A 25,664-nucleotide genomic window follows, 5' to 3' on the forward strand; every position below is an offset into this window, starting at 1 on the left:
CGCGCTTCGGGCAGACCGCGCTTGCCATGGCGTTTTCGGCTTGGCCTCCTCATCGCCGAAAGGAGACGCTCCATGTCTGCGACACGGATCCTGTGGGGTCAGATCATCGTGGTCCTCGCGCTTACGCTGGCGGGTATCTGGGCCGCGACCCAGTGGACCGCCGCCGCGCTCGCCTACCAGCCCGAACTGGGCGCGGCGTGGTTTACGGCGTTCGGCCATCCGGTCTATCCGCCTTGGTCGATCTTCTGGTGGTGGTTCAGCTACGAGGCCTACGCGCCGCGCATCTTCGAGACCGGCGGGATGATCGCCGCCTCGGGCGGGCTCGTCTCGGTGGTGGTCGCGATCGCCATGTCGGTCTGGCGCGCCCGCGAGGTGCGCAACAGCGCGACCTACGGCTCGGCGCGCTGGGCCGGGCGGGCGGAGATCGCGCGCGCCGGACTGCTGGGCGGCAAGGGCGTTGTCATCGGGCGTCACGCCAATCTTTACCTGCGACATGACGGACCCGAGCATGTTTTGTGCTTCGCGCCGACCCGCAGCGGCAAGGGTGTCGGGCTGGTCGTGCCGACGCTTCTCACCTGGCCGCACTCGGCGATCGTCCACGATATCAAGGGTGAGAACTGGGGGCTGACCGCGGGCTTTCGCGCGCGCTTCGGACGGGTGCTGCGCTTCGACCCGACCAGCGAGGCCTCGGCCGCCTACAACCCGCTGCTCGAGGTCCGGCGCGGCGTGAACGAGGTGCGCGACGTCCAGAACATCGCCGACGTGCTGGTCGATCCCGAGGGCTCGCTTGAGCGGCGCAACCACTGGGAGAAGACCAGCCACTCGCTGCTGGTGGGCGCGATCCTCCACGTGCTCTACGCCGAGCGCGACAAAACGCTCGCCGGGGTAGCGGCCTTCCTCTCCGATCCGGCGCGCTCGATCGAGGCGACGCTCGCGGCCATGATGCGCACGTCGCATTTGGGCGCCGATGGCGTCCATCCGGTGGTCGCAAGTGCGGCGCGCGAACTCCTCAACAAGTCGGAGAACGAGCGCTCGGGCGTGCTCTCGACCGCGATGTCGTTTCTGGGGCTCTACCGTGATCCTGTGATCGCCGCGGTCACACGGCAATGCGACTGGCGGATCGATGATCTTGTCGACCCGCGCCGCCCCGTCACGCTCTACCTCGTGGTCCCGCCCTCCGACATCAGCCGGACCAAGCCGCTCATTCGGCTGATCCTCAACCAGCTCGGGCGGCGGCTGACCGAGGATCTGGCGGAAGGTTCGGAGCGCCAGCGGCTGCTGCTCATGCTCGACGAGTTTCCGGCGCTCGGGCGGCTCGACTTCTTCGAAAGCGCGCTCGCCTTCATGGCGGGCTACGGCATCAAGGCGTTCCTGATCGCGCAGTCGCTGAACCAGATCGAGAAGGCCTACGGGCAGAACAATGCGATTCTCGACAACTGCCACGTGCGGGTGTGCTTTGCGACTAATGACGAGCGCACCGCCAAGCGCATCTCGGACTCGCTCGGCACCGCGACCGAGCTGCGCGCGATGAAGAACTATGCCGGGCACCGGCTCTCGCCCTGGCTCGGGCATCTGATGGTCTCGCGCACCGAGACGGCGCGCGCACTGCTCACCCAGGGCGAGATCATGCAGCTGCCCGACACCGACGAAATCGTGATGCTGGCGGGCGCACACCCGATACGCGCGAAGAAGGCGCGCTACTATGCCGACCCTCGGCTCAAGGGTCGCGTGCTGCCGCCGCCCGCCACCGCGAAAGCCGAGGACAGCTTGTCGGCAGGCGACTGGGAAGGGCAGCCGCTGCGCGCACCTGCGCCCCAGGCCGGTTCTGGACTGGTGTCCGAAGAGGCCGAAGATGGTGCGGCGACCGAAGGCGGCGTCCGGCGCGAGCCCGAGCTTCCGGACCATGAAGAGATCGTCCGCGCGCCGCAGCCTGTGCCCAACGAATTCGCGTTCGACGACCGGCCGTCCGACGAGGACGCCGGGCGCAACCAGCGCATCGTCGCGCAGATGCGCGCCAATGCGCAGCGCGCCGCGCTCGATCCGGGCGACGGGATCGAGCTGTGAGCAAGGGCAGCCGCGTCAAGCACACCTTCCGCCTGCCGCCGCAGCTCTCGCGGCAACTCGCCGATTATGCCGGGCGCAAGCGCGTCTCGCAGGCGGCGGTGGTCGAGGCGGCGGTTTCGTCGTTCCTCTCGCCCGACGGCTCAGAGCGGCTCGAGGCGGCGTTCAGCCGTCGGCTCGACCGGATCTCGCGCCAGCTCGACCGGCTGGGCTATCATGTCTATGTCGGTAACGAGGCGTTCGCGCTTTACCTGCGGCGCTGGCTCTCGGCGACCGCGCTCCCGTCGGGCGAAGAGACTGCTGCCGCCCGCGCCGAGGCCGAGAAGCGCTTTTCCTATTTCGTCGAAGCGCTGGCGCGGCGCATGGAGACGGGGCGACTGCTCCACGAGGAACTCGTCCGCGACGACGCATTCGGTGATCAGCAAGAGAGCAGAGGGGCGTCTGGAAGTGGCTGATGGCGCCTGAACAGTACTGGACAGGTGCATCGATTCCAACTGCTTGCTAGAGGTTCAGCGATGCGCACCGATCTCGATCATCTGCCACCGCAAAAGCAGCGCGAGCTTGAACGCGTGGTGCAACTGGTGTTCGAGGAGTTCGACGACGCCTTTGCGCTTTCGAAGCACGAGTGGAAGAAGGCCGGACGCATCCTAAAGGTGATCCTCTACGGGAGCTATGCTCGCGGCACCTGGGTCGATGAACCGCACACCGCCAAAGGCTATCAGTCGGATTTCGATCTGCTGATCATCGTCAACGACAAGCGGCTGACCGACCGGGTCAAGTATTGGGCGAAGCTCGATGACCGGCTGATGCGCGAGTATGGGGTGACAGGCACGCTCAAGACGCCGGTCAATTTCATCGTGCACACGCTGCAGGAAGTGAACGACGGGCTGGCGCACGGGCGCTACTTCTTCATGGACGTGAAGCAGGAAGGCGTTGCGCTCTACGAGTTCGATGACACCGAACTGCACACGCCCAAGCCCAAGACGCCGACGCAGGCGCTGGCCATGGCGAAGGAATATTTCGATGAGTGGTTTCCTAGTGCCGCCGCGCTAATGGATGGGACCGAGTTCTACATCGGTCGCGATCGGCTAAAGGAAGCAGCGTTCTCATTGCACCAAGCGACCGAGCGCCTCTACCATTGTGTGTTGCTGGTTTGCACGTTCTACACGCCGCACGTACACAATCTCGCCTTCCTGCGTACCCAGGCTGAGCGTATCGATGCCCGACTGACCTACGTCTGGCCGCGAGAGACCAAACGCGACCGCGCCCGCTTCGAGAAACTCAAGGAAGCCTACGTCAAGGCGCGCTATTCGAAGCACTACCGCATCACTAAGGAGGAGCTCGATTGGCTCGGCGAGCAGGTCGAGGAGCTGGGCCGTGTGGTGCACGAGGTGTGTTCGGAGCGGGTGGCTGAACTGAAGTCGAAAATGGCGTGACCGTTTCGCGCCCCAATGACAGACACCGACAACTATCTTTCGAATTCTCAATAGCTGAAGTTCGAAGGATCTGCTCATGCCATCCCACCGTCAGACAGCTACCAAATTAGAAAAATCTCCGAAGGCTTCCTAAAATTCGACGAGATATGCCGCCGTGTCGGGCTCGGCAATACGATGGTCTATAGCCTCATCGAGGAAGAGCGGTTTTCCGGCGCCCTACGGAATTTCACTCTATGCCTCGCGCTGGAGCGAGATCGCGATCGTTGCCTGGATCGCCAATGTCAAGCACGGCTTCGAAGGTAAGCGGTGAAAGCTCTAGCGATTCAATTGCGTCGCTTCGCCGACGACAAATTGCCCTACCATTTGGCGTTCCTCATCCGCCAGTGTGACCGATGACTGTGACAGCCCCTTGCAGATGTCTATCCAACCACGATAATTTTCTGTTTGATTTCAATCACTGATTTGCTTTCAAAAAACGGGATGGAGGGGCACATGTTATCATGTTATTAAAAGCGCAGTGTGACATGGAGTATTCTAATGGCCGATCTGGTCCGTTCCCTGCTCGCAACGATGGGACCATCGCTATCGAGCGACGTTGCGGCCGAACTCGCTAGGCGTGCGAAAATCTCCCCCGCCGCAGCACGCAAGCGACTGTCGCGCGCCGGCGGCGATGTCCGTAGGCTCGCCGGCATCCCCTTTCCGCGCAATGCGCGTTTCATGTATCTTGAACAGCAGTTCGGATCGCCGCACTACTGGATCAATCTCGCCAGCGCCCTGATGGCGAACAATTCAGCGCTAGGATATGCAATTGCCGCTCTGCGTCAGTGCGGGGGGATGGTCCCCCTGCGCCAGTTCCCTATCATTTGCGGCGCACCTCTCCGGCAATTGAGGCACCTTTCGCCTGAGACAATCCTGCAACGCTTGAGCGAGGCAGGACTCGTCGAGACGGTCACCGTGCCGGCCTTGGGTGACTGCGTCGCCCTGATTCAGGAAAAGCAGTTCTACTCACTACATGCTGCGGAGACGCGCGCGCGCCTGATCACCGAAGATATCCTTCTGACTGCAGTGCGCGATTGGCTTCGGAAGCTCGGTATTGCCAGCTACAATCTTGTGTCCACACGCGCGGACGACCCGCTGCCCCAGGTCGGAACGCTCGCCTGGGATCTTAGCGCCCCGTCCTATCTCGGCCATATGATCCGTTTCTCGAAAGAGGGTGAGGTCAAGCCGGGCTTTGTCGCGTGCGACGTGAACCTCACCGATGAAATGACCCTGGCAGGTGTGACTCCCTTCATCCGAAAATGCACCACGCTGCGGGCCCTTCGCAATGTCGGACCTTGCATGCAAATCCTGGTCGCAGAGCGCTTCGACAACGAAGCTTTTGCCTTGTTGCGCAAACACGGCATCATCGCGGCTACGCCCTCCACATTGTTTGGCGCCGAGATTGCTGATGCGCTGCGCGAGTTGACAAGCGTTCTCGTCAACGCGGCCTATTCGCTCTTCGATTCCGAAAGCTTCGAGGAGCTTTTCGCCACCCTTGGCAAGATCGAAGGGGCAGCCTATCAACTCCGCGGCACGCTTTTCGAATATATGGTCGCGGACGCGGCCAAGCGGAACGGCCTCGGTGACATCTGGATGAACCGCAATTTTAAGGTTCAAGGTAAAGGCACGGCGGAGGTCGATGTGCTCGGGGTGCGCGCAAATCATTCGGTCACGGCGATCGAATGTAAGGGCTACAGCCCAAGGGCAACTATCCCTGACGAGCTCTTTGAACGCTGGCTGCAGCACAACGTCCCGATCGCCTACAAGACCATCCGCGATCATCCTGACTGGAAGAACCTGCCTGTCACTTTCGAATTCTGGACGACGGCCCCAATCAGCGATCATGCGCTCTCACTGTTCAACAAGGCGAAGAGCGAAATCAAAGCGACGCGCTACCGTATCGAGCTGCGTGGCCCAGAGGAGGTGTACCAGGCATGTCTGCATAGCGGCGAGCGAACTCTCATCGGAGCTTTCGAAAAACATTTCATGCTGCCGGATGGATCAATCGCACCCCGGTCCCGCACGTCGCGCGCTGTGGCATCTGTCGACGAGATCGAGGAATTGGTTGAGCTATAGATCGGCAAACAGGGTAGGCGGCGCATGCACACGGTCTGGCCTGTCTTGACAAGATAGCCAACCGGCTTGAATTTTCTCCGAGTTGACGTATTGTTCCCTATATGTTCCGAAATCTGGCAGGTGGCTATGCCTGACGATGAATGGGGATAGCCGATCATGAAAGTCTTGATCTTCATAAAACGCCGCAAAGCCGTTAGGCAGAGCCAATGCAGATCGTCCACGCCTTCAAGCTCATCCTATCGAGTGAAGTCACGCAAGTTCGTGCCAAGGCCCATCAACCGGGGCGTGCGCGATGAACCTTGGACCGGACAAGGCGCATATTTTTCGGATCGTGCATCGCGACAACCTGCCTTGGATCTTGCACAACGGGATCCATTGTCGAAGCAGCGAACTCGTCGATCCGAATTACGTCGACATCGGCAATCCGGATCTAATCGATCGCCGCAGTGGAAAGGCAGTTCCGGTCGAACCGGGTGGTACCCTCAGCGATTACGTGCCATTCTATTTCACCCCGCGGTCACCGATGTTGCTCAACATCAAGACTGGGTATGGCGGCATTCGCCAGCGCGCCAACGAGGAGATCCTGATTCTAGTCAGCAGTCTGTACAAGGTCAGAGATTATCCACTGCCGTTTCTTTTCACCGACCGCCATGCTTATGTGCAGACCGCGATCTTCCACAACGATCTTTCGCAATTGCCGATGATTGATTGGGAAATCCTCTGTAGAAGCGACTTTAAGAGGGACAACAACGACTTGGGCAAGTTCGAACGCTATCAGGCTGAAGCGCTGGTCCAGCAGCAAGTGCCGGTCGCCGCGCTGCTAGGTATCGCATGTTCGAGCGAGGCCGCTGCCGGTCAAGTGCACGCCCAGCTCGCGGCGGCCGATGTCGCTCTTGAGGTGGCGGTCACACCCGGGTGGTATTTCTGATGATTACCTACACGCAAGGCAATCTCCTTGAGGCCGACGCGGAAGCGTTAGTCAACACCGTCAACACCGTCGGTGTCATGGGCAAGGGCATTGCACTCATGTTCAAAGAGATGTTCCCCTCCAATTTCAACGCTTATGCGGCTGCCTGCAAGGCTCATGAGGTCGAGGTTGGCCATATGTTCGTGACTGAACGCCGCGAGCTTATCGGGCCGAAGTGGATCATCAACTTTCCGACCAAGAAGCACTGGCGTCATCCTTCCAAGTTGACCTGGATCGAAGAAGGGCTGCTCGACCTGAAGCGCGTAATCGTTGAACACGATATCCACTCGATTGCGCTGCCGCCTTTGGGCAGTGGCAATGGCGGGCTTGAATGGCCCATCGTCCGCGATCGGATCGAGCACGCATTACGCGATCTCGAAGGCGTGCGTGTGATCGTGTACGAACCGACCGCGATTTATCAGAATGTCGCTAAACGCACCGGTGTTGAGAAACTTACGCCGGCGCGCGCGCTCGTCGCCGAACTCGTGCGGCGCTATGCCATACTCGGTTTCGAATGCACGTTGCTCGAGATCCAGAAGCTGGCTTACTTCGCCGAGCGCAGCATTAAGCTTTGTCAGCTCGACAATCCGCTCGACCTTCGGTTCGAAGCCAACCGCTTCGGCCCCTTCGCCGCGCGGCTGACCCACCTTCTGAATGCGCTCGACGGCAGCTATCTTCGCAGCGACAAGCGTATCGCCGACGCTGGGCCGATGGATGTTATCGACTTCGTCGATGCCAAACGCGACCGCGTCGCCGCTTATTTGGGTTCGGAAGCAAAAGCTTATCTCCCTGCGCTCGAATCGACGAGCGAGCTTATCGACGGGTTCGAAACGCCGCTCGGCATGGAACTCCTTTCGACTGTCGATTGGCTGATCACGCATGGTGCAGAAGCGAGCATCGAGGGCATCAAGAACGGATTGTGGACCTGGCGCGGCGGCGGAGACGCAGGGCAGCGTAAGCTAAAGCTGTTCGACGACCGTATGATCGACATTGCGCTAGCGCGCTTGGCCCCATGGCAACAGCCGGGTGTCGACCAAACAGGCCACGCCTAAGCGCGAGTTGGAGCCCGCCATGGCGCAGACTCAGATTGAATGGACAGACGCGACCTGGAATCCGGTCGCTGGGTGCACGATCATGTCGACCGGCTGCAGCCATTGCTATGCAATGGAAATGGCACGCCGTCTCGAAGCGATGGGACTCTCCAAATATGCGGGCCTCACGCGCAAGAGCGGGAAACGAACGGTTTGGAACGGCGTCGTGCGTGAGGACCGAAGCGCACTTGCTATTCCGCGCCGCTGGCGCAAACCCCGCAAGATTTTCGTCAACTCGATGAGTGATCTTTTTCATCAACAGGTGAGCGAAGCCTTCATTGGTGAGGTTTGGCAAGTGATGCGCGATACACCGCACCACCACTATCAGATCCTCACGAAGCGCCCTGACCGTATGGCCAGGTTTCTCAAGTCGCGTGGCGCGGACATTTTGCCGAACGTCTGGCTTGGAACAAGCGTTGAAGACGCCAAAGTTGTACCTCGCATCGACGCTCTACGCGAAGTTGCCGCCGCAGTCCGTTTCATTTCCTTTGAGCCATTGATCGGACCCGTCGGTCCGGTCGATCTTGATGGTATTGACTGGGCTATCGTTGGGGGCGAAAGCGGTCGGTCGGCCCGTCCGATCAAGGAGGTCTGGATTGACGAGATATACCGGCAGTGCGAGGCGTCTGGAACAGCATTCTTCTTTAAGCAATGGGGCACCTGGGGGGAAGACAACAAGCGCCGCTCCAAGAAAGCGAATGGGCGCAAATATCGTGGGCAAATTTGGGATGGCATGCCGGAAATTCAGCCAAGCGCATGAAATCTTCGCGCCTTAAGTTACACAGGCACATCTGCTAAAACGGCTAACCTCGCCCTATTATCCAACTTCTTCTAGTAGGGGTAGGGCGAGCACTTCTGGCGGGATTCTCTAGCGAGCACGTATGGCAAGGAAACACTATGGCTGGGAGCTTGGCGAAAAACCCCCACTGCTGGGGGCGCATAGCTTGGCCAAGCATCACGTGTTCGAACGATACACCGAGCGATACATCGAAATACTTTCGCCAACGCTCGCTAAACGCGAACTGAACCTCACCATCGTAGATGGCTTTTGCGGTGGAGGCCTTTACAGCTTCGCAGATCGAACGGTTCCGGGATCACCTATTCTGCTTGTGCGTGCAGTGCGGGCCGCCGAGGCGAGGTTGGCCATGGCTCGCAAACATGGTTTTAAGGTGCACGCCGACTACTTTTTCATAGATCGCAAACAGGCGCACATCGAGTTTCTGCGCGATCAGCTGGCCCAATCTGAGTTCGCCGATGAGGTTGGGCGTTCTATCCACCTTGCGGCCGACACCTTCGAAAGTCGCGCTGACGCAATCATCACGGCAATTCGCGCGAAGGGCTCGAGCCACCGCGCGCTTTTTTTCCTTGACCAGTACGGTTGGAGTGCAGTTTCTTTCCAGACGATTCGCCGCATTTTCTCCGAGCTCAAGAACCCGGAAGTGATCATCACCTTCTCGGTCGACAGCCTGATCGACTATCTCACCGCAGAAACAGCGCGCATGAAAAGCGGTCAGGCAATCGAACTGGATGCATCCTTAGGAGAGGCCCTTGCAACCATGAAAACCGAGGCGGGCCAGCGCGCCGTCATTCAAGGTTTTCTGTACAGGCACATTCTCAAAAATACCGGCGGTGAATATTATACCCCGTTTTTCATCCGTTCTCCCGACAGCCACCGCTCCTACTGGCTGGTCCATCTATCGAAGCATAGCCGGGCGCGAGACGAGATGGCCCAACTTCACTGGGCGCTACAAAACACATTTGTCCATCCCGGTAAATCGGGCTTCAACGCCTTGGGATTTGATCCTTCCATCGATCACAATCAGACTAGGTTCGAGTTCGATTTCGGATCAAATGCGAGATCAGACTCCCTCAATGCCGCGATCGAGCAGCTTCCAAGTCTGTTTTACGACGATGCCGTCAAGCTAGGCGAACCAGTCACAATCGAGAGCCTGTTTACAGCGCGCTGCAATGAGACCCCACTCACGATGGGCTTGGTAGCGGAGGCGGTTACGCGATTGCGGGACGATTTGCGTGAGGTCGAGATATTAACGCCCGACGGCAAGCCTCGACCGCGGGCAGTGAACCTGTCTCCCAAGGACATCGTTCGCGTTCCTGTCCAGACTTCATTTCTTCGATCGATTGGGGCGAAGAAAAACTGAGCCAACAAGTGCCTGACCGCCCGGTAACGAGACGGACGCTTTCCCAGGTGATGTTAGATCTTCTGGAGAAGAGATTCGACGTCGGGTTCCCTGATGGCGCACGTGGCCAGCAACTACTGATGGTCTCGGATTTCAGCGGAACGCATGCCGGGTCCGCGTTCACCAGCTATGCCTTTTTGTCGCTTGATATCGATCAGAACCCGATATGGCTAGCCGTTCAACGCGAGTTTCGCCAATCGGTGCTTCGCCGCCGACGCATGGCATACAAGAGCCTCAATGATCGAGCGCGACGGCAAGCCTTACCTCATTTTCTGCAATTGGCCGACCAACTCACCGGGGCGCTGGCCATCGTCGCCATACCTCGCGGGTTCGGTCCTCTGCTCGAGGATATCGGGTCAGACGCTAAAGAGGCGCTTCAGCTTTGGAAGCCCAGTGTCCACGAGCATCTGCTGCGCGTCACGCATCTTGGTGGCATGTTTGCAGCCGCCATGTCCCGCGAGGGGCAAGACGTTATGATCATCACCGATGAGGACGAGGTCGCCTCGAACGTGTCGCAGTTGACGCAGCTGACAGAACTCTTTTCGCGCGTCCTTGGAAACAGCTTGACCCACAACCTCGGACATATTCGCGTTGGCACCACCCAGAGCGATGACGGGACGCTTGCTCTTGAGGACCTTGCTGCCATCGCCGATCTGGCTGCTGGCGCTCTTTGCGAAATATTGAGTGCCATGGAAAAGCGCGGTTACGGACCTCGAAAAGGTATCATCTCGCTTCTGCCGCAAGTCGCATCGCCCAAGGCTCGCCTGATCGGCCACTGGCTAGCCAGCAACCAAGCAAGTCTACAACGGGCGATCATAATGCTTGAGAAGCCAGAAGGCGTCGGCGCATACAAAGCAGGCATGCTCGAACTGCATTCAATAACCGGAAATGTTTGGATGCCCTAGGTATCTATATTTGCGCCTCTATTTTGGACTCGACCGCCCTCAATACCACCCGAGGCCGAGTTGGCGCCCGCATTCGGGTTCTAACTTCAACTCAGATCCGGAATGTCCGGCATGGGCTTCATCCAGCTAATTTCAGACCGTCCCCTTGCGGCCCGTAGCTGACATATCGGCGTTCTCTGCTGACGCTCGCAGAAGTGGCTGATCTTCGCCAGCGCGTCCTTTTCTTCGATAGCGTCCGCTCGCAACATTCAGTTGTTGTCGTATAGCCAAAAGCTGTCTCCTTAATTCGCCCCAACAGCGCAGCCGATGTTCGGCAAGCTTTTTGGAGGCACAGCATGACCGTCGTCCCAATTTGCCAAGAACCGCTCTCGCGTGGCGCGCGCATGCTGCGCACCGCCTTGGGATCAGAGATTGCAGAGTGGCTGGCGGACCCTGCCGTGATCGAGGTGATGCTCAATCCCGACGGGCGGCTTTGGATCGACCGGCTGGGCGAGGGTCTTGCTGCGACCGATCGGCTGATGGCCGCTGCGGATGGCGAGCGGATTGTACGTTTAGTCGCGCATCATGTCGGGGCCGAGGTGCATCCGGGCTCGCCGCGTGTCTCGGCCGAGTTGCCCGAAGGTGGCGAGCGCTTCGAAGGGCTGCTGCCACCCGTCGTGGCTGCGCCGAGCTTTGCGATCAGGAAGCCGGCGGTCGCGGTCTTCTCGCTTGCGGACTATGTCGCCTCCGGGATCATGTCAGCGGGTGAGGCCGACGCGCTTGCCGCCGCGGTGCGTTCGCGCCGCAACATCCTCGTTGCTGGCGGCACGTCCAGCGGCAAGACCACGCTCACCAATGCGCTGCTCGCCGAGGTCGCTTCCACCGATGATCGGGTCGTCCTGATCGAGGATACGCGCGAGCTGCAGTGCGCCGCGCCCAATCTCGTCTCGCTGCGCACCAAGGACGGGGTGGCGAGCCTCTCCGACCTCGTGCGTTCGGCGCTGCGCCTGCGCCCCGACCGGATCCCGATCGGCGAGGTCCGAGGCGCGGAGGCGCTCGATCTACTCAAGGCCTGGGGCACCGGGCACCCGGGCGGGATCGGCACGATCCATGCGGGCTCGGCGCTCGGTACGCTGCGCCGGCTCGAGCAGCTCATCCAGGAGAGCGTCGTCACCGTTCCGCGAGCGCTGATCGCCGAGACGATCGACGTCATCGCCGTGCTGGTGCGCGACGGGACCGGACGGCGGCTGGCCGAGCTCGCCGAGGTGCGCGGCCTGAATGCAGCCGGCGAATACATCCTCGCTCCCTGTTCCCCTTCTCAAGGAGATCTCTTGTGACCCGTTTGCTGTCCCGGGCGCGCTCGCGCCTTTCCGCTCTTGCCCTGTCCGGCATTGTCGCGCTCTCGCTTGCGGCACCCGCCCGGGCCGCCGGTTCGTCGATGCCGTGGGAGGCGCCGCTTCAGGCAATCCTCGAATCGATCCAGGGCCCGGTCGCCAAGATCGTCGCGGTGATCATCATCATCGCCACCGGGCTCGCGCTCGCCTTCGGCGACACCTCGGGCGGCTTCAGGCGGCTGATCCAGATCGTCTTCGGGCTGTCGATCGCCTTTGCCGCCTCGTCCTTCTTCCTCTCCTTCTTCTCCTTCGGCGGCGGGGCGCTGGTCTGATGGAGTCTGGCGCCCCCGATCTTCCGCCCGGCTTTGTGGTCCCGGTGCACCGCGCGCTGACCGAGCACATCCTGCTTGGCGGCGCACCGCGCGGGCTCGCCATCGCCAACGCGACGCTCGCCGGCGCGATCGGGCTCGGGCTGCAGCTGTGGATCGCCGGGCTCGCCTGCTTTGCGCTCGGCCATGCCGCTGCGGTCTGGGCGGCGCGGCGCGATCCGCAGTTCGTTGATGTCGCGAGGCGACATCTGCGCTTTCCTGCGCACTGCGAGGTGTAAGCGATGTTCTCGCTTCGCGAATACCGCCGCAAGGCCGACCGTCTTGCCGACTTCCTGCCCTGGGCGGCGCTGGTTGCGCCAGGCGTGGTCCACAACAAGGACGGCAGTTTCCAGCGCAGCGCGCGCTTTCGCGGGCCCGATCTCGACAGCGCCACGCCCGCCGAGCTCGTCGCGGTCACCGCGCGGCTGAACAGCGCGCTGCGACGGCTGGGCTCGGGCTGGGCGATCTTCGTCGAGGCGGTCCGCTGCCCTGCGCAGGATTATCCCGACTGCGACTTTCCCGATCCGGCCTCGGCGCTGGTCGAGCGCGAACGCGCGGCGCAGTTCGCGGAGGAAGGCGCACATTTCGAGAGCCGCTACTATTTTACGCTGCTGTGGATGCCGCCCGCCGAGGATGCCGCGCGCGCCGAGAGCTGGCTCTACGAGGGCCGCTCGCAGAAGGGCGTGAACCCGCGCGAGCTTCTGGCGGGCTTCGTCGACCGGACCGACCGGCTGCTCAAGCTCTTCGAAGGCTTCTTTCCCGAGATCGGCTGGCTCGATGACGGCGGGACGCTGAGCTATATCCACAGCTGCGTCTCGACCCGCTCGCAACGCGTGCGCGTTCCCGAGACGCCGATGCATCTCGATGCGCTGCTCGCCGATGAGCCGCTTGCGGGCGGGCTCGAGCCGCGCCTGGGCTCGGCCCACCTGCGCACGCTGAGCATCACCGGCCTTCCGAGCGCGACGGTCCCGGGGCTTCTCGACGAGCTCAACACCCTGGGCTTCGCCTATCGCTGGGCGACCCGCGCGATCATGCTCGACAAGAGCGATGCGACGCGGTTGCTGGCGAAGATCCGGCGCCAGTGGTTCGCCAAGCGCAAATCGGTCGCCGCGATCCTCAAGGAGGTTATGACCAATGAGGCGTCGGTGCTGCTCGACAGCGATGCCTCGAACAAGGCCGAGGACGCCGATCTGGCGCTGCAGGAGCTCGGCGCCGATCATGTCGGGATGGCGCTCGTCACCGCCACCGTCACGGTGTGGGACGCGGATGCAGCGCTCGCCGCGGAGAAGCTGCGCCATGTCGAGAAGGTCGTCCAGGGCCGCGACTTCACCTGTGTGAGCGAAGGCATGAACGCGCTCGAGGCCTGGCTCGGATCGCTCCCCGGCCATGTCTACGCCAATGTGCGGCAGCCGCCGGTCTCGACGCTCAACCTTGCGCATATGCTGCCGATCTCGGCTGTGTGGGCCGGACCCGAGCGCGATCCGTACTGGGATGCGCCGCCGCTGTTCTATGCCCGGACCGAAGGCACCACGCCGTTCCGCTTCGCGCTCCATGTCGGCGATGTCGGGCATACGCTCGTGGTCGGCCCAACCGGTGCGGGGAAATCGGTGCTGCTCGCCTTCATGGCGATGCAGTTCCGGCGCTATCCGGGCGCGCGGATCGTTGCCTTCGACTTCGGCGGATCGATCCGCGCCGCCGCGCTCGCCTGCGGCGGCGACTGGCAGGACCTCGGGGCAAGCCTCGCCGCCGATGGCGAGGACAGCGTCCTGCTGCAGCCGCTCGCGGGGATCGACGATCCCGCGACGCGCAACTGGGCGGCGGGCTGGCTGCAGGCGATCCTCGTGTCCGAAGGCGTCGTGCCCGACCCGGCGACCAAGGAGCATCTGTGGACCGCGCTCGGCTCGCTGGCGAGCGCGCCCGTATCCGAGCGCACGCTGACCGGCCTCGCCGTGCTGCTGCAGTCGCAGCCGCTCAAGCAGGCGCTTGCCCCCTATTGTCTGGGCGGGCCGTTCGGGCGCCTGCTCGATGCGGAATACGAGCGGCTCGGAGCGTCCGACTTCCAGGCGTTCGAGACAGAAGGGCTGACCGGATCGGCCGCTGCCCCGGCGGTGCTTTCCTACCTCTTCCACCGTATCGAAACGCAACTCGACGGCGCACCGACCCTCATCATAATCGATGAAGGCTGGCTGGTGCTCGACAGTCCCGGTTTTGCCGCGCAGCTGCGCGAATGGCTCAAGACGCTGCGCAAGAAGAATGCGAGCGTCGTCTTCGCCACGCAGAGCCTCGCCGACATCGAGGGTTCGGCGATCGCACCTGCAATCATCGAGAGCTGCCCGACAAGGGTCTTCCTCCCCAACGAGCGCGCGCGTGAGCCGCAGATCCTGTCGATCTATCGCCGCTTCGGGCTCAACGATCGCCAGATCGAGATCGTCAGCCGGGCGACGCCGAAGCGCGAATATTACTGCCAGTCGGCGCGCGGCAACCGCCTGTTCGATCTCGGATTGGGCGAGGTGGCGCTCGCCTTCACCGCCGCCTCCTCGAAGGCGGACCAGCGCGCGATCGCGCGGATCCTCGAAGAAACGGGGCGCGACGGCTTTGCCGCTGCCTGGCTCGCGCATCGCGGGCTCGACTGGGCCGCCGAGCTGCTTCCCGGCGCACGTGCCGACAAGAATTCCCCCGCCCCCCAAGAAGGAGACCAAGCATGACCCGTTCCCGATCCTTTCGCGGCCTCGCCGCAGCGAGCGCGCTTGCGCTTGCCGGTCTCGGCACGTTTGCTTCGACCCCCGCACATGCGCAATTCGGCGGGGTGGTCTACGACCCCTCGAACTATGCGCAGAACGTGCTGACCGCGGCGCGCACGCTCGAGCAGATCAACAATCAAATCCGCATGCTGCAGAACCAGGCGACCTCGCTCGTCAACGAGGCGCGCAATCTGCAGAGCCTGCCGCTGACGATCGTCCAGCCGCTCACCGACCAGATCCGCCAGACGCAGCAGCTGCTCGATCAGGCGCAACGCATCGCCTACGACGTGCGCGCGATCGAGACTGCCTTCGACCAGCAATATCGCGGTGCGGCACTCGGCACGTCGCAGCAGGCGATGATCGCCGATGCCGAGGCGCGCTGGCAGAACAGCGTCGCCGCCTTCGAGGATGCGCTCAAGGTCCAGGCCGGCGCGGTCGCCAATATCGAAGGTTCGCGCGCCGCGATCGGCGATCTGCTGAGCGCCAGCCAGTCGGCCGAGGGTGCGCTGCAGGCCGCGCAGGCGGGCAACCAGCTGCTTGCGCTCCAGGCGCGCCAGCTCGCCGATCTCACCGCGACGCTTGCCGCGGCCAATCGCGCGCAGGCGCTCGACGCGGCCGAACGCGCCGCCGCCAGGGCGCAGGCGCGCGAGCAGTTGCGCCGATTCCTTGCCGTTCGTCCGCGCTATGTGCCGGGCCAGACCCGCCGCACTGGCGAGGACTGACCGCATGGATGGCAAGCTCCTTGCGCGGATCGGCGCGGCGGTGTTCGTCGGCCTTGCGGTGACGATGACGCTCGTCCAGCTGCTGGAGGAGCCCGCGCCGCGCAGCGATCCGCCCCGCGCGGTTCAGCCGCTCGATGGCGATCCGCTGGCGCTCCAATTGCGCGCCTGCGCGCAGATGGGCGAGCGGGCGCTGTCCTCGCCCGACTGCCGCGCGGCATGGGCCGAGAAGCGGCGGCGCTTCTTCGGGGTCGAGCACGGTGAAGCCTATTCCGGGCTTGACGCCGAGACGGGGGAGGCTGCGGCGGAAGCGTCTCCCGCTGTGGAACCGGAGACCTGAGATGGGCGGCACCGGCGTCGTCGATCGCTTCCTCGCGATCTTCTCGCAATATATCGACAGCGGCTTCGGCCTGCTCTCGGGCGAGGTCGCGTTCATCGCGACGACGCTGATCGTGATCGACGTGACGCTCGCGGCGCTGTTCTGGAGCTGGGGCGCGAACGACGACATCATCGCGCGGCTCGTCAAGAAGACGCTCTTCGTCGGTATCTTCGCCTGGATCATCGGCAACTGGAGCGCGCTTGCGAATATCGTGTTCGAGAGCTTCGCCGGGCTTGGCCTCAAGGCGAGCGGGTCGGGGCTGGGCGCGGCCGACCTGCTCCAGCCCGGGCGCGTCGCGCAGGTCGGCATCGACGCCGCCTGGCCGCTGCTCGAGGCGATGCAGGACCTGCTCGGCTATGTCGGCTTCTTCGAGAATTTCCTGCAGATCGTAATCCTGCTTCTCGCCTGGGCAGTGGTGGTGATCGCCTTCTTCATTCTCTCGATCCAGCTCTTCGTCACGCTGATCGAATTCAAGCTCACGACGCTCGCAGGGTTCGTCCTCATTCCGTTCGGCCTGTTCGGCAAGACCGCCTTCCTCGCCGAGCGCGTGCTCGGCAATGTCGTGTCCTCCGGTGTGAAGGTGCTGGTCCTCGCGGTCATCATCGGCATCGGCTCGACGCTGTTCGCCGAGTTCACCAGCGCCATCCCGGGCGAACCGACGATCGAGGACGCGCTTGCGATTGTGCTCGCCAGCCTGACGCTGCTCGGACTCGGCATCTTCGGCCCCGGCATCGCCAACGGCATCGTCGCCGGGGGGCCGCAGCTCGGCGCTGGCGCTGCCGCCGGCACCGCGCTCCTCGCCGGCGGCGCCGCGGTCGGCGGTGTTGCCGGCGCGAGGCTCGCCGGGGGCGCAGCAGCGGCTGCCGCGTCGTCCGTTGCTGGCGGCGCGGCGCGCGCGGCAGGCGGCGCTACGATGGCCTACGCCACCGGCTCTGCCGGGAAAAGCGGCGGTGCTGCCGTCGCTGGCGGCATGGCCGGTGTTGGTCGTGCAGCCGGCGGCGTAGCGATGTCCCCCCTGCGCAAGGCATCCGGGGCCGCCCGGGCGAACTTTCGCGAAGGCGCGCGCGGCGCGGTCGGCAATATGGGCGGGCGGATCATTCCGGCGCCTGGCGCGCCCGCCGCCGCAGCCGCTGACCGGCCGGGCATGCCCGGCTGGGCCCGCTCCATGAAGCAGCGCCAGAGCCTCGGCCACTCCGCCTCGCTCGCCGCGCACACCGTGCGCAGCGGCGACGGGCACGGCGCCGGCGCGTCGATCGACACACGAGAAAAGGACTAGACATCGATGTTCAGACGCCCCTCGATCCGCTACGGCAAAACCCCGCAACCCGAGACCCCCTATCAGCGCGCCGCACAGGTCTGGGACGAGCGCATCGGCTCGGCGCGGGTCCAGGCGCGGAGCTGGCGCTACGCCTGTTTCGGTGCGCTGGGTCTCTCGGCGGTGCTGACCGGCGCGCTCGTTTGGCAGAATGCGCGCGGGACGATCGTCCCCTGGGTGGTCGAAGTCGACAAGCTCGGCGAGGCGCGCAGCGTCGCGCCGGCAGAGGCGGGCTTCACGCCGGGCGATCCGCAGATCGCATTTCATCTCGCCCGCTTCATCGAGCATGTCCGCGCGCTGCCGGCCGATCCAGTCGTGGTGCGTGCGAACTGGCTCAAGGCCTACGACTTCGTGAGCGACCGCGGTGCGCTCGCGCTCAACGACTATGCGCGGACCAACGATCCGTTCGCGGCGATCGGCAGCGAGCAGGTCGCGGTCGATGTGACGAGCGTCATCCGCGCCTCGCCGCAGAGCTTCCGCGTCGCCTGGACCGAGCGCCGCTATCGCGACGGCGCGCTTGCCGAGACCTCGCGCTGGACCGCCATTCTCGGCGTGGCGGTGCAGCCGCCCCGCACGCCCGATGCGCTCACCCGCAATCCGCTCGGCATCTTCGTCACATCGATCAACTGGTCAAAGGAGCTTGGCTGATGACACGCCCGACACTTTCTTCCCGCTGCGGAGCTCTCACGCTCTTCGCGACCACAGCGCTGCTCGCCGCGCCGCCCGTCTTCGCCACGCCGGTTCCGCAGGCGCGTGCAGCATCCGCCGCGTTCGGCGTGTTCGCGTCCGATCTTCCGATGCTCGCGCTGCAGGCACGGCTGCAGCCTGCTCCCCCATCGCGGCAGGCCTCCCCCACTGCCGCGCGCCGCTCCCCTGCGCCTGGCCCCGAGGCGCACGTGGGAGCGGCGAACGATGCGGCACGGGTCGAGCCCGAGGATGCCGGATTCGAGAATGCGATCCAGCGCTACGCCTATAGCGAAGGCGCGCTCTACCAGGTCTACACCGCGCCGGGACAGGTTACCGATATCGCGCTCCAGGAGGGTGAGCAGCTGGTCGGGCCTGGACCGGTCGCTGCGGGCGACACGGTGCGCTGGATGATCGGCGATACGCTGAGCGGGACGGGCGCGACTAGGCGGGTGCACATCCTGGTCAAACCAACCCGGCCCGGCATCGGCACCAATCTCGTGATCAACACGGACCGGCGGACCTACCATCTCGAATTGCGCGCGACGCCGGACACCTGGATGGCGTCGGTCAGCTGGACCTATCCGCAAGACGAGCTGATCGCGCTGCGGACCGCCGAAGCGACCGCCGCGCGCGCGGCACCGGTGGCCGAGGGCCTGGCGCTGGAGCAGCTCAATTTCGATTACCGGCTCTCTGGCGACCGGCCGCGCTGGCGCCCGGTCCGGGTGTTCGACGACGGGCAGCGCACGCTGATCGAGTTCGCGCCCGAGATCGCGCAGGGCGAGCTGCCGCCCTTCTTCGTGCTGGGCGAGGACGGCGCGGCCGAGCTCGTCAACTACCGCCTCTCGGGCCGCTATCTCATCGTCGACCGGCTGTTCGAGCGCGGCGAACTGCGGCTTGGAGCGGGACGCCGCCAGCAGCGCGTCGGGATCACCAACCGCGCCTGGAGGGGGTCGTGACCGCGCCGTCCGGTCCCACCGCTTCGGGCGGCGAGGCGCCTCCTGATGAACCGGCCGATGCCGAGAGCATCGTGCGGCTGCGCGGCGAGGCGCCGCGGGTGGTGCGCCTTTCGCGAAGGGCAATCGGCATCGCAAGCGCCGCCGGGCTGGCACTCGTCGGCGGCGCGCTGATCTTCGCGCTGAGACCGCCCGCTGCCGATACCGGCGAAGAGCTCGCCAATACCGGCAGCATCGCGGTCGCCGAAGGCCTGGCCTCGGCGCCTGCGGACTATTCCGAAGTGCCCCGCCTCGGCCCGCCACTTCCGGGTGACCTCGGCCAGCCGATCCTCGATGCGCAGGACCGGGGCGCGGTGGCAGCATTGCCGCCGGTCGGCAGTTCGCCTCCTCCGGCGGAGGCACAGCCGCCCGACCCCGCCGAACTGGCGCGCGAGCGACTCGAACAGGAGCGCGAGGCAGCGCGCGCGAGCCGGCTCTTTGTGGGTGGAGGCGGGATCGCTTCGCCTCCTGCGGCGGAGCCTGACCCGCCCTCGGCGCCGTTGCTGCAGGCGGTGGTGAGCGAGCCGGCCACCGGACCGACGGGTTTTCTGGATCGGCCGGTTGACCGGCGCACGGCGTCGGGCGAACGGCTCGCCGGAGCGGCTTCGGACATGATGCTGCTCTCCGGTTCGGTTATTCCCGCGGCGCTCATCACCGGAATCCGCTCGGACCAACCCGGCCTTGTCACCGCGCAGGTGACGCAGAACGTCTATGACAGCCGCACCGGTCGAAGGCTGCTGATCCCGCAGGGGGCGCGGCTGATCGGCGATTACGCGTCCGATGTCGGCTTCGGGCAGCGCCGCGTGCTGCTCGCCTGGAACAGGCTGATCCTGCCCGATGGGCGTTCGATTGTGCTCGAACGCCAGCCCGCATCCGACCCGTCGGGCTATGCCGGTCTCGAGGACGGGGTCGACTATCACTGGGGCGGCGTCCTGCGCGCGGCGCTGGTCTCCACGCTGCTCGGGATCGGCGGCGAACTGGGTTCAGGCTCGGACGACGATCTTGTACGCGCGCTGCGGCGCGGCGGGCAGGACAGCATCAACCGCGCCGGTGAACAAGTGGTCTCGCGTGAACTCGATGTGCGTCCGACGCTCACGATCAGGCCGGGTACGCCCGTACGGGTGCTGGTCACCCGCGACCTCGTGCTGGAATCCGCACGATGACCCGGCTCAGCCTTTCCGACATTACCGACGAGAAGCCGGTCAAGCTCACGATCGAGATCCCGGCGCGCCTCCACCGCGATCTTGCGAGCTATGCGGCGATCCTCAATGGCGGGTCAGGTGAGGGCGCGCCCGAGCCTGCGGAGCTGGTCGGGCCCATGCTCGAGCGGTTCATGGCGAGCGACCGGGAGTTCCGGAAGGCACGGCAAGGCGCACCCGAATAGTTCTCAGGAACGACACCCCGCTTCCTCTTCATCGTCAGTCTGCTCGTTCAGCAGTACCCGATAGAGCTCTTCGGCCGATCGGAAGTGGCGATAGAGGGTTCCTTTGGCGATGCGGGCGCGGGCAGCGACCGCTTCGATTGACAGCGCGCGGGGCCCGCGATCCGCAAGTTCGAGCCGCGCGGCCGCGAGGATCGCTTTGCGGCTACGGGCGGATCTTCCGCGCGCCGGGCGGTTTGCGCTGAGATCTTGTGTGTACGGATCGTCCGGACCCGATCGATCCGAAATCGCACGCCCGGCCCAGTCAGAAAGAGCGGCGAGGATTTGTTCGAGGGATCGGGCATCGCCGTCCAGCCGGTATTGTCGCCGCTCATAATGGACGATCCCGAGCGCTTCGAGCTCGCGCAGCCGCAGCGTCAGCGTCTTGGCGCTGATCGCACCGAGATCGCTGCGCAACACTGAGAATTGGCAAGGCCCGCGCGCCAGGCAGGCCAGCAGGCGCAGCGTCCAGCGACCTTCAAGAGCGGCGAGCCGACGCATTTGCCCGGACATGGTGCCGGCGTTTGTCCCGAGGCGCTCGTCGGCGCTCAGCGCACCGTCCCGTCGAGGGTTTCGGCCTCGCCTTGCGAGGTCATCGCGTTGAGGCGCTGTTCGAGATGATCGATCCGGCGGTTGAGATGATCGATCGGGTCATACTCCATTGCTTCGGCAAAGCGTTCGAGATTCTGATAGGCGGAACGCAATCGTTGGAAGAAGCTCATGGCAGGTCCTTTCAGCTGGCGGGGGATTGACGCCGGAACAGGCCGATCGGGCGTTTGAGAAGCGGCTCGCTGGCGAGGCCGAAGAACAGGGCGTAGAGCGCCGGCAGGACGATGAGGGTCAGCACCGTGCCGACAACGGTGCCGCCGATCAGCACCATCGCGAGCGGTCCCCAGAAGGTCGAGAGGGTCAGCGGCAGGAACGCAAGCACCGCGGCGAGTGCGGTCAGCAGCACGGGCCGCGAGCGTCGGACGGTGGCCTCGATCACCGCCGCGCGTTCGTCGAGCCCGCGCGCCTTCTCGATGCCGATCTGGTCCACGAGAATGAGCGTGTTGCGCATCAGGATGCCGGCCAGACCGATCAGCCCGAGTATGGCGTTGAACCCGAACGGGGCGCCGGTAACGACCAGCGCGATGACGGCGCCGATAAGCCCAAGCGGCGCGGTGATGAAGGTCAGCGCCATCAGCTTGAACGAGCGGACCTGGACCATGATGATGACCAGCATGACGAGGATCATGATCGGGAAGATTGGTGCGAGCGCCGCGTTCGCCTTTGCGCTCTGCTCGATTCCGCCGCCCGTGGCGATCGCGTAGCCTGCCGGAAGCGAGGTCTTGAGCTCTTCGAGCTGCGGCAGGATCGCCGCCGAGACGTCGGGCGGTTGCAGTCCGGGCTGGATATCGGCGCGCACCGCGAAGGTCGGCTGCCGGTCACGCGTCCTGATCAGCGGCTCCTCGTAGGCAGTGGTGATCGTCGCGAGCTGGCCGACCGTCACCGCCTCGCCCGTCGCGGTGCGGATGGTCAGCAAGGCGAGCTGCGAGGGATCGCTTCGGGCCTCGGTGTCGGCGCGGATGACGACGCCGCTGATCCGGTTGCCGCGCCGCACCTGCGTCACCGGAATGCCCGAAACGAGCCCTGCGACCTGGCGGCTGACATCGGCGGGGGTGAGACCGATGAGCCGCAGCCGCGCCTGGTCATATTCGAGGCGCAGGACGGGAGCACGGTCGCCCCAGTCGAGATGGACGTCGCGCGTCTGCGGGTCCGCTGCAACGATTGCGCGGACCTGTTCGGCATAGTCGCGGGTGGTGGCAATATCGGGCCCGCTCACGCGGAACACCACCGGATAGGGAACGGGCGGACCGAAGATCAGCTGCGAGACCCGCACCCGAGCGGCGGGGAACGCACCGTCGGCGATCCGGCGCTCGAGATGCGCGCGCAGGGCATCGCGCGCCTCGACATCGGCGGTCTGCACGACGATCTTGGCAAAGCTCGGGTCGGAAGGCTCGGGATTGAGCGCGAGGAAGAAACGCGGCGCGCCCGCGCCGGTAAAGCTGTCGAGCTGGTCGACCCCGGGCTGCTCGCGGATCTCGCCCTCGATCGCGCGCACGGTCTCGCTCGTGACATCGAAGCTGGTCCCCTTGGGGAGCGATACATCGACGAGCACTTCGGTGCGGTCCGAACTCGGGAAGAACTGCTTGGGGATGACGACGGCCAGGAGCACCGCTGCGACGACCATAGCGCCGATCGTCACCGCCGCCACGAAGGGCGCGCGCGCGACGCTGCGGCCCACCCACTGACGCAGGCGCTCGTAGCGCGGGGTCGCGTAGAGCGCGTCGTGGCCGCCTTCGACGGGCTCGATCTCGGGAAGCAGCTTCACGCCGAGATAGGGCGTGAAATAGACCGCGACGAGCCAGCTCGCGAGCAGCGCGAAGGCGACGATCCAGAAGATGTTGCCGGCATATTCGCCCGCACTCGACTGGGCGAAACCGACCGGCAGGAAACCCGCGATGGTGACCAGCGTTCCCGAAAGCATCGGTGCCGCGGTCGCGTGCCAGGCAAAGGTCGCCGCGCGGATACGGTCCATGCCTTCTGACATCTTCACCACCATCATCTCGATCGCGATGATGGCATCGTCGACGAGCAGTCCGAGCGAGAGGATGAGCGCGCCCAGTGTGATGCGGTCGAAGTCGCGCCCGGTCATCAGCATGATCACGAAGACGAAGGCGAGCGTCAGCGGCACCGCGCAGGCGACGACGATCCCGACGCGCCACCCGAGCGTCACGAGGCCGATCGCCATAATCACGGCGAGCGCCACGGCGAACTTAATCATGAACTCGCCATAGGCGGCATCGATGTTGCGGGCCTGGTCGGCGATCTGGGTCACCTCGAGGCCGAGCGGCAGCCCGGCCTCGATCGCGGCGGTCTCGCGGTCGAGCGTCTCGCCGAGCGTGAGGCCGTTGAAGCGCGGTTGCATGACGACGCCAAGGAGGACTGCGGGCCGCCCGTCATGGCGCACGGCATAGTCGGGCGGGTCGGCATTGCCGTAGCGCACCTCGGCGATGTCGCCGATGGTCAGCGTCCGTCCGTTCGCGGCGACGGGCACGGCGCGGATGGCGGCGATCTCGTCGGGGGCGCCGCTTGCGCGCACGATGATGGCAGGCCCGTCGGTCTGGAAAGCACCTGCAGGCACCACCTCGTTCTGTCGCGCGAGGCTCGCGATCACGCTCTCGACCGGAACACCCAGCGTTGCGAGGCGCGCGGGCGCGATATCGACGAAGATGCGCTGCGGCTGCTCGCCGATCAGGACGACCTTCTGCACGCCTTCGAGGCCGAGCAGACGGCTGCGGATGCTCTCGGCCTCCTGGACCAGCTCGCGATTGGAGAGACCGCGCCCGGCCACAGCGAAGAGCGCGAAATAGACGTCAGAGAACTCGTCGTTGAAGAACGGCCCGATGGTGCCCTGCGGCAGATTGGCCGCCTCGTCGGACAGCTTCTTGCGGGTCTGGTACCACTGCTCGGGAACGGCAGATGGCGGGGTGATGTCGCGCAGTTCGAGCTGCAGGGTCACGAAGCCAGGACGCGCGGTCGCCTCGACGTGGTCGAACCAGCGCAGCTCCTGCATGCGCTTTTCCAGCGGGTCGGCGACCAGCTCCTGCATCTCCTGTGCGCTTGCGCCCGGCCATGCGACGGTCACCGCCATCGCCTTGACCGTGAAGCTCGGGTCCTCGGCGCGCCCGAGCTTGAAGAAGGCGAAGCTTCCCGCCGCGACGATCGCGATGATCAGGAACAGCGTCAGCGCCCGCTCGCGCACCCCGAGCGCGGAAAGGTTGAAGCGATCCTCCATCTAGCGCGCTGCCGCGGGGCGCCGCGCAGCGACCCGCACGGTCTGGCCCGGCTGGAGGAGATGCGCGCCGAGCGCGACGATCCGGCTGCCGCGCGGCAATCCTGCGACTGCGGCGTGCTCGCCATCCATCGCGCGGACCGTGACCGGCTTCCAGGCCACCGCTGCATTGCGCCCGATGATCCAGACGCCGGGACCGCCGCCGCGTTCGGTCACGGCCGCAATCGGGACGCTCACGGCAGCGTCGCTGTCCGGGCGCGACAGGGTCAGCGTGACCGTCGCGCCGAGCGGCGGCGAAGCGCCCACAATCCGGTAGCGCGCCCGGTAGGTCCGCGTCGCGGGATCGGCGGCAGCCGCGAGTTCGCGCAGTTCCAGCTGGAACGTCCCGCCACCATAGAGGCGGCCCGTGGCGCTGCGCGGCAGTGCGCCGCGCTGCTGCTCGGGGACGTCGACCACCACCTCGCGCGGCCCGCTTCGGGCGAGGCGCAGGACCGGCGTTCCGGGGGCAACGACCTGCCCCGGCTCGGCGAGGATCGCCGTCACCACCCCATTGCCATCGGCGCGCAGCTCGGCATAGCCGCGCCGGTTGCCGGACAGCCGGGCGTTGGCGCCCGCCGCTGCCGCATCCGCCCGTGCCGAGGCGAGGCGGGCGGCCGCCGCGCGCTCGGCCTCGACCGCAGCGTCGTAATCGCTGCGCGAAATGGCCCCGGCTTCGACGAGTCCGTCGAGCCGCCGGACATCGGCGGCGGTGCGCTCGGCGCTCGCCTCGGCCGCGTCGACCGCGCGCGCGGCTGCAACCGCCTGCGCGCGCGCCGCATCCGAGGCCGCGGCAAGATCACCCGGATCGATCCTTGCCAGCAGCTGGCCTGCCCGCACGCTTGCGCCGTTGTCGACCCGGCGCTCGAGCATCCGCCCGCCTTCGCGGAAGGAGAGCGTGGATTCGATGCGCGCGGCGACCGTTCCGGTGAGCGTGTCGGACCCGATCGCGGAAGAACCGCCATCCGAGCCGACGGTAAAGACGCGCACCATTGGCGCGGGAGACTGTGCCTCATTGGCATCGGCGCAGGCATATAGCGCAAGCAGCAGAGGAAGCAGGACAAGTGCGCGCATGGCGGTCTC

General features: G+C 64.9%; 24 protein-coding genes. 20 read left to right on the plus strand and 4 right to left on the minus strand.

The window, feature by feature from the left end:
* Positions 1 to 72: 72 nt before the first annotated feature.
* From K3174_RS03800 to K3174_RS03895, 20 genes are all read left to right on the plus strand, one after another.
* A complete protein-coding gene (locus tag K3174_RS03800) occupies positions 73 to 2,064 on the plus strand; it encodes a conjugal transfer protein TraG (protein WP_221555704.1) in 1,992 nt (663 codons plus the stop codon).
* Positions 2,061 to 2,516, plus strand: a complete 456-nt coding sequence (locus K3174_RS03805) for a CopG family transcriptional regulator (RefSeq protein ID WP_221555706.1) — start codon at positions 2,061 to 2,063, stop codon at positions 2,514 to 2,516. The genes K3174_RS03800 and K3174_RS03805 overlap by 4 nt, the downstream gene beginning before the upstream one ends.
* A gap of 60 nt (positions 2,517 to 2,576) precedes the next feature.
* Entirely contained in the window at positions 2,577 to 3,497 is a 921-nt protein-coding gene (locus tag K3174_RS03810) for a nucleotidyltransferase (RefSeq protein ID WP_221555708.1), read from the plus strand.
* Between the two features lie 717 nt (positions 3,498 to 4,214).
* A complete protein-coding gene (locus K3174_RS03815) occupies positions 4,215 to 5,612 on the plus strand; it encodes a hypothetical protein (protein ID WP_221555710.1) in 1,398 nt (465 codons plus the stop codon).
* Positions 5,613 to 5,943: 331 nt separating this feature from the next.
* Positions 5,944 to 6,540: a type II toxin-antitoxin system toxin DNA ADP-ribosyl transferase DarT gene (darT, locus tag K3174_RS03820; RefSeq protein ID WP_221555712.1), complete on the plus strand. Its 597-nt coding sequence runs from the start codon at positions 5,944 to 5,946 to the stop codon at positions 6,538 to 6,540.
* The gene (gene darG / locus K3174_RS03825) at positions 6,540 to 7,631 is read left to right on the plus strand and encodes a type II toxin-antitoxin system antitoxin DNA ADP-ribosyl glycohydrolase DarG (RefSeq protein WP_221555714.1); all 1,092 of its coding nucleotides are present in this window, start codon (positions 6,540 to 6,542) and stop codon (positions 7,629 to 7,631) included. The genes darT and darG overlap by 1 nt, the downstream gene beginning before the upstream one ends.
* Positions 7,606 to 8,430, plus strand: coding sequence for a phage Gp37/Gp68 family protein (locus tag K3174_RS03830; protein WP_345719577.1), 825 nt, complete (start codon positions 7,606 to 7,608; stop codon positions 8,428 to 8,430). Before darG ends, K3174_RS03830 begins: the two co-directional genes overlap by 26 nt.
* Positions 8,431 to 8,614: 184 nt before the next feature.
* Complete coding sequence (locus K3174_RS03835) at positions 8,615 to 9,829, plus strand: three-Cys-motif partner protein TcmP (RefSeq protein WP_221555716.1); 1,215 nt, start codon at positions 8,615 to 8,617, stop codon at positions 9,827 to 9,829.
* Positions 9,830 to 9,879: 50 nt separating this feature from the next.
* Positions 9,880 to 10,773 (plus strand): hypothetical protein, encoded by an 894-nt coding sequence (locus K3174_RS03840; RefSeq protein WP_221555718.1) that lies wholly within the window; start codon positions 9,880 to 9,882, stop codon positions 10,771 to 10,773.
* Between the two features lie 335 nt (positions 10,774 to 11,108).
* On the plus strand, positions 11,109 to 12,089 hold the full coding sequence (trbB, locus tag K3174_RS03845) for a P-type conjugative transfer ATPase TrbB (protein WP_221555727.1): 981 nt from the start codon (positions 11,109 to 11,111) through the stop codon (positions 12,087 to 12,089).
* 5 nt (positions 12,090 to 12,094) lie between these two features.
* Positions 12,095 to 12,418, plus strand: coding sequence for a TrbC/VirB2 family type IV secretion system protein (locus K3174_RS03850; protein ID WP_247711910.1), 324 nt, complete (start codon positions 12,095 to 12,097; stop codon positions 12,416 to 12,418).
* On the plus strand, positions 12,418 to 12,693 hold the full coding sequence (locus K3174_RS03855) for a VirB3 family type IV secretion system protein (RefSeq protein ID WP_221555730.1): 276 nt from the start codon (positions 12,418 to 12,420) through the stop codon (positions 12,691 to 12,693). The genes K3174_RS03850 and K3174_RS03855 overlap by 1 nt, the downstream gene beginning before the upstream one ends.
* 3 nt (positions 12,694 to 12,696) lie before the next feature.
* A complete protein-coding gene (gene trbE, locus K3174_RS03860) occupies positions 12,697 to 15,159 on the plus strand; it encodes a conjugal transfer protein TrbE (protein ID WP_221555731.1) in 2,463 nt (820 codons plus the stop codon).
* Entirely contained in the window at positions 15,156 to 15,917 is a 762-nt protein-coding gene (trbJ, locus tag K3174_RS03865; RefSeq protein ID WP_221555733.1) for a P-type conjugative transfer protein TrbJ, read from the plus strand. The genes trbE and trbJ overlap by 4 nt, the downstream gene beginning before the upstream one ends.
* A gap of 4 nt (positions 15,918 to 15,921) precedes the next feature.
* The gene (gene trbK-alt, locus K3174_RS03870) at positions 15,922 to 16,254 is read left to right on the plus strand and encodes a putative entry exclusion protein TrbK-alt (RefSeq protein WP_221555735.1); all 333 of its coding nucleotides are present in this window, start codon (positions 15,922 to 15,924) and stop codon (positions 16,252 to 16,254) included.
* Position 16,255: 1 nt separating this feature from the next.
* Positions 16,256 to 17,569 (plus strand): P-type conjugative transfer protein TrbL, encoded by a 1,314-nt coding sequence (gene trbL, locus K3174_RS03875; protein ID WP_221555737.1) that lies wholly within the window; start codon positions 16,256 to 16,258, stop codon positions 17,567 to 17,569.
* A 6-nt stretch (positions 17,570 to 17,575) separates the two neighbouring features.
* Positions 17,576 to 18,256 (plus strand): conjugal transfer protein TrbF, encoded by a 681-nt coding sequence (trbF, locus tag K3174_RS03880; protein WP_221555739.1) that lies wholly within the window; start codon positions 17,576 to 17,578, stop codon positions 18,254 to 18,256.
* Complete coding sequence (gene trbG, locus K3174_RS03885) at positions 18,256 to 19,251, plus strand: P-type conjugative transfer protein TrbG (RefSeq protein ID WP_221555741.1); 996 nt, start codon at positions 18,256 to 18,258, stop codon at positions 19,249 to 19,251. The genes trbF and trbG overlap by 1 nt, the downstream gene beginning before the upstream one ends.
* Positions 19,248 to 20,450 carry a TraB/TrbI/VirB10 family type IV secretion system protein gene (locus K3174_RS03890; RefSeq protein ID WP_221555743.1) on the plus strand — a complete coding sequence of 401 codons (1,203 nt, stop codon included), beginning with the start codon at positions 19,248 to 19,250 and terminating at the stop codon, positions 20,448 to 20,450. The genes trbG and K3174_RS03890 overlap by 4 nt, the downstream gene beginning before the upstream one ends.
* A complete protein-coding gene (locus K3174_RS03895; protein WP_221555745.1) occupies positions 20,447 to 20,671 on the plus strand; it encodes a DUF2274 domain-containing protein in 225 nt (74 codons plus the stop codon). Before K3174_RS03890 ends, K3174_RS03895 begins: the two co-directional genes overlap by 4 nt.
* Before the next feature lie 3 nt (positions 20,672 to 20,674).
* Here K3174_RS03895 and K3174_RS03900 read toward each other — a convergent pair whose 3' ends face one another.
* From K3174_RS03900 to K3174_RS03915, 4 genes are read right to left on the minus strand one after another with little or no spacing between them, the layout of a single operon-like run.
* A complete protein-coding gene (locus K3174_RS03900; RefSeq protein WP_221555747.1) occupies positions 20,675 to 21,220 on the minus strand; it encodes a TetR family transcriptional regulator in 546 nt (181 codons plus the stop codon).
* A 35-nt stretch (positions 21,221 to 21,255) separates the two neighbouring features.
* Positions 21,256 to 21,429, minus strand: a complete 174-nt coding sequence (locus tag K3174_RS03905; protein WP_221555749.1) for a hypothetical protein — start codon at positions 21,427 to 21,429, stop codon at positions 21,256 to 21,258.
* A gap of 11 nt (positions 21,430 to 21,440) precedes the next feature.
* A complete protein-coding gene (locus tag K3174_RS03910; RefSeq protein ID WP_221555751.1) occupies positions 21,441 to 24,548 on the minus strand; it encodes an efflux RND transporter permease subunit in 3,108 nt (1,035 codons plus the stop codon).
* Complete coding sequence (locus tag K3174_RS03915; protein WP_221555754.1) at positions 24,549 to 25,655, minus strand: efflux RND transporter periplasmic adaptor subunit; 1,107 nt, start codon at positions 25,653 to 25,655, stop codon at positions 24,549 to 24,551.
* Positions 25,656 to 25,664 lie beyond the last annotated feature (9 nt).

Source organism: Qipengyuania qiaonensis, assembly GCF_019711515.1.
In the GTDB taxonomy this organism is placed as follows: Bacteria; Pseudomonadota; Alphaproteobacteria; order Sphingomonadales; family Sphingomonadaceae; genus Qipengyuania; species Qipengyuania qiaonensis.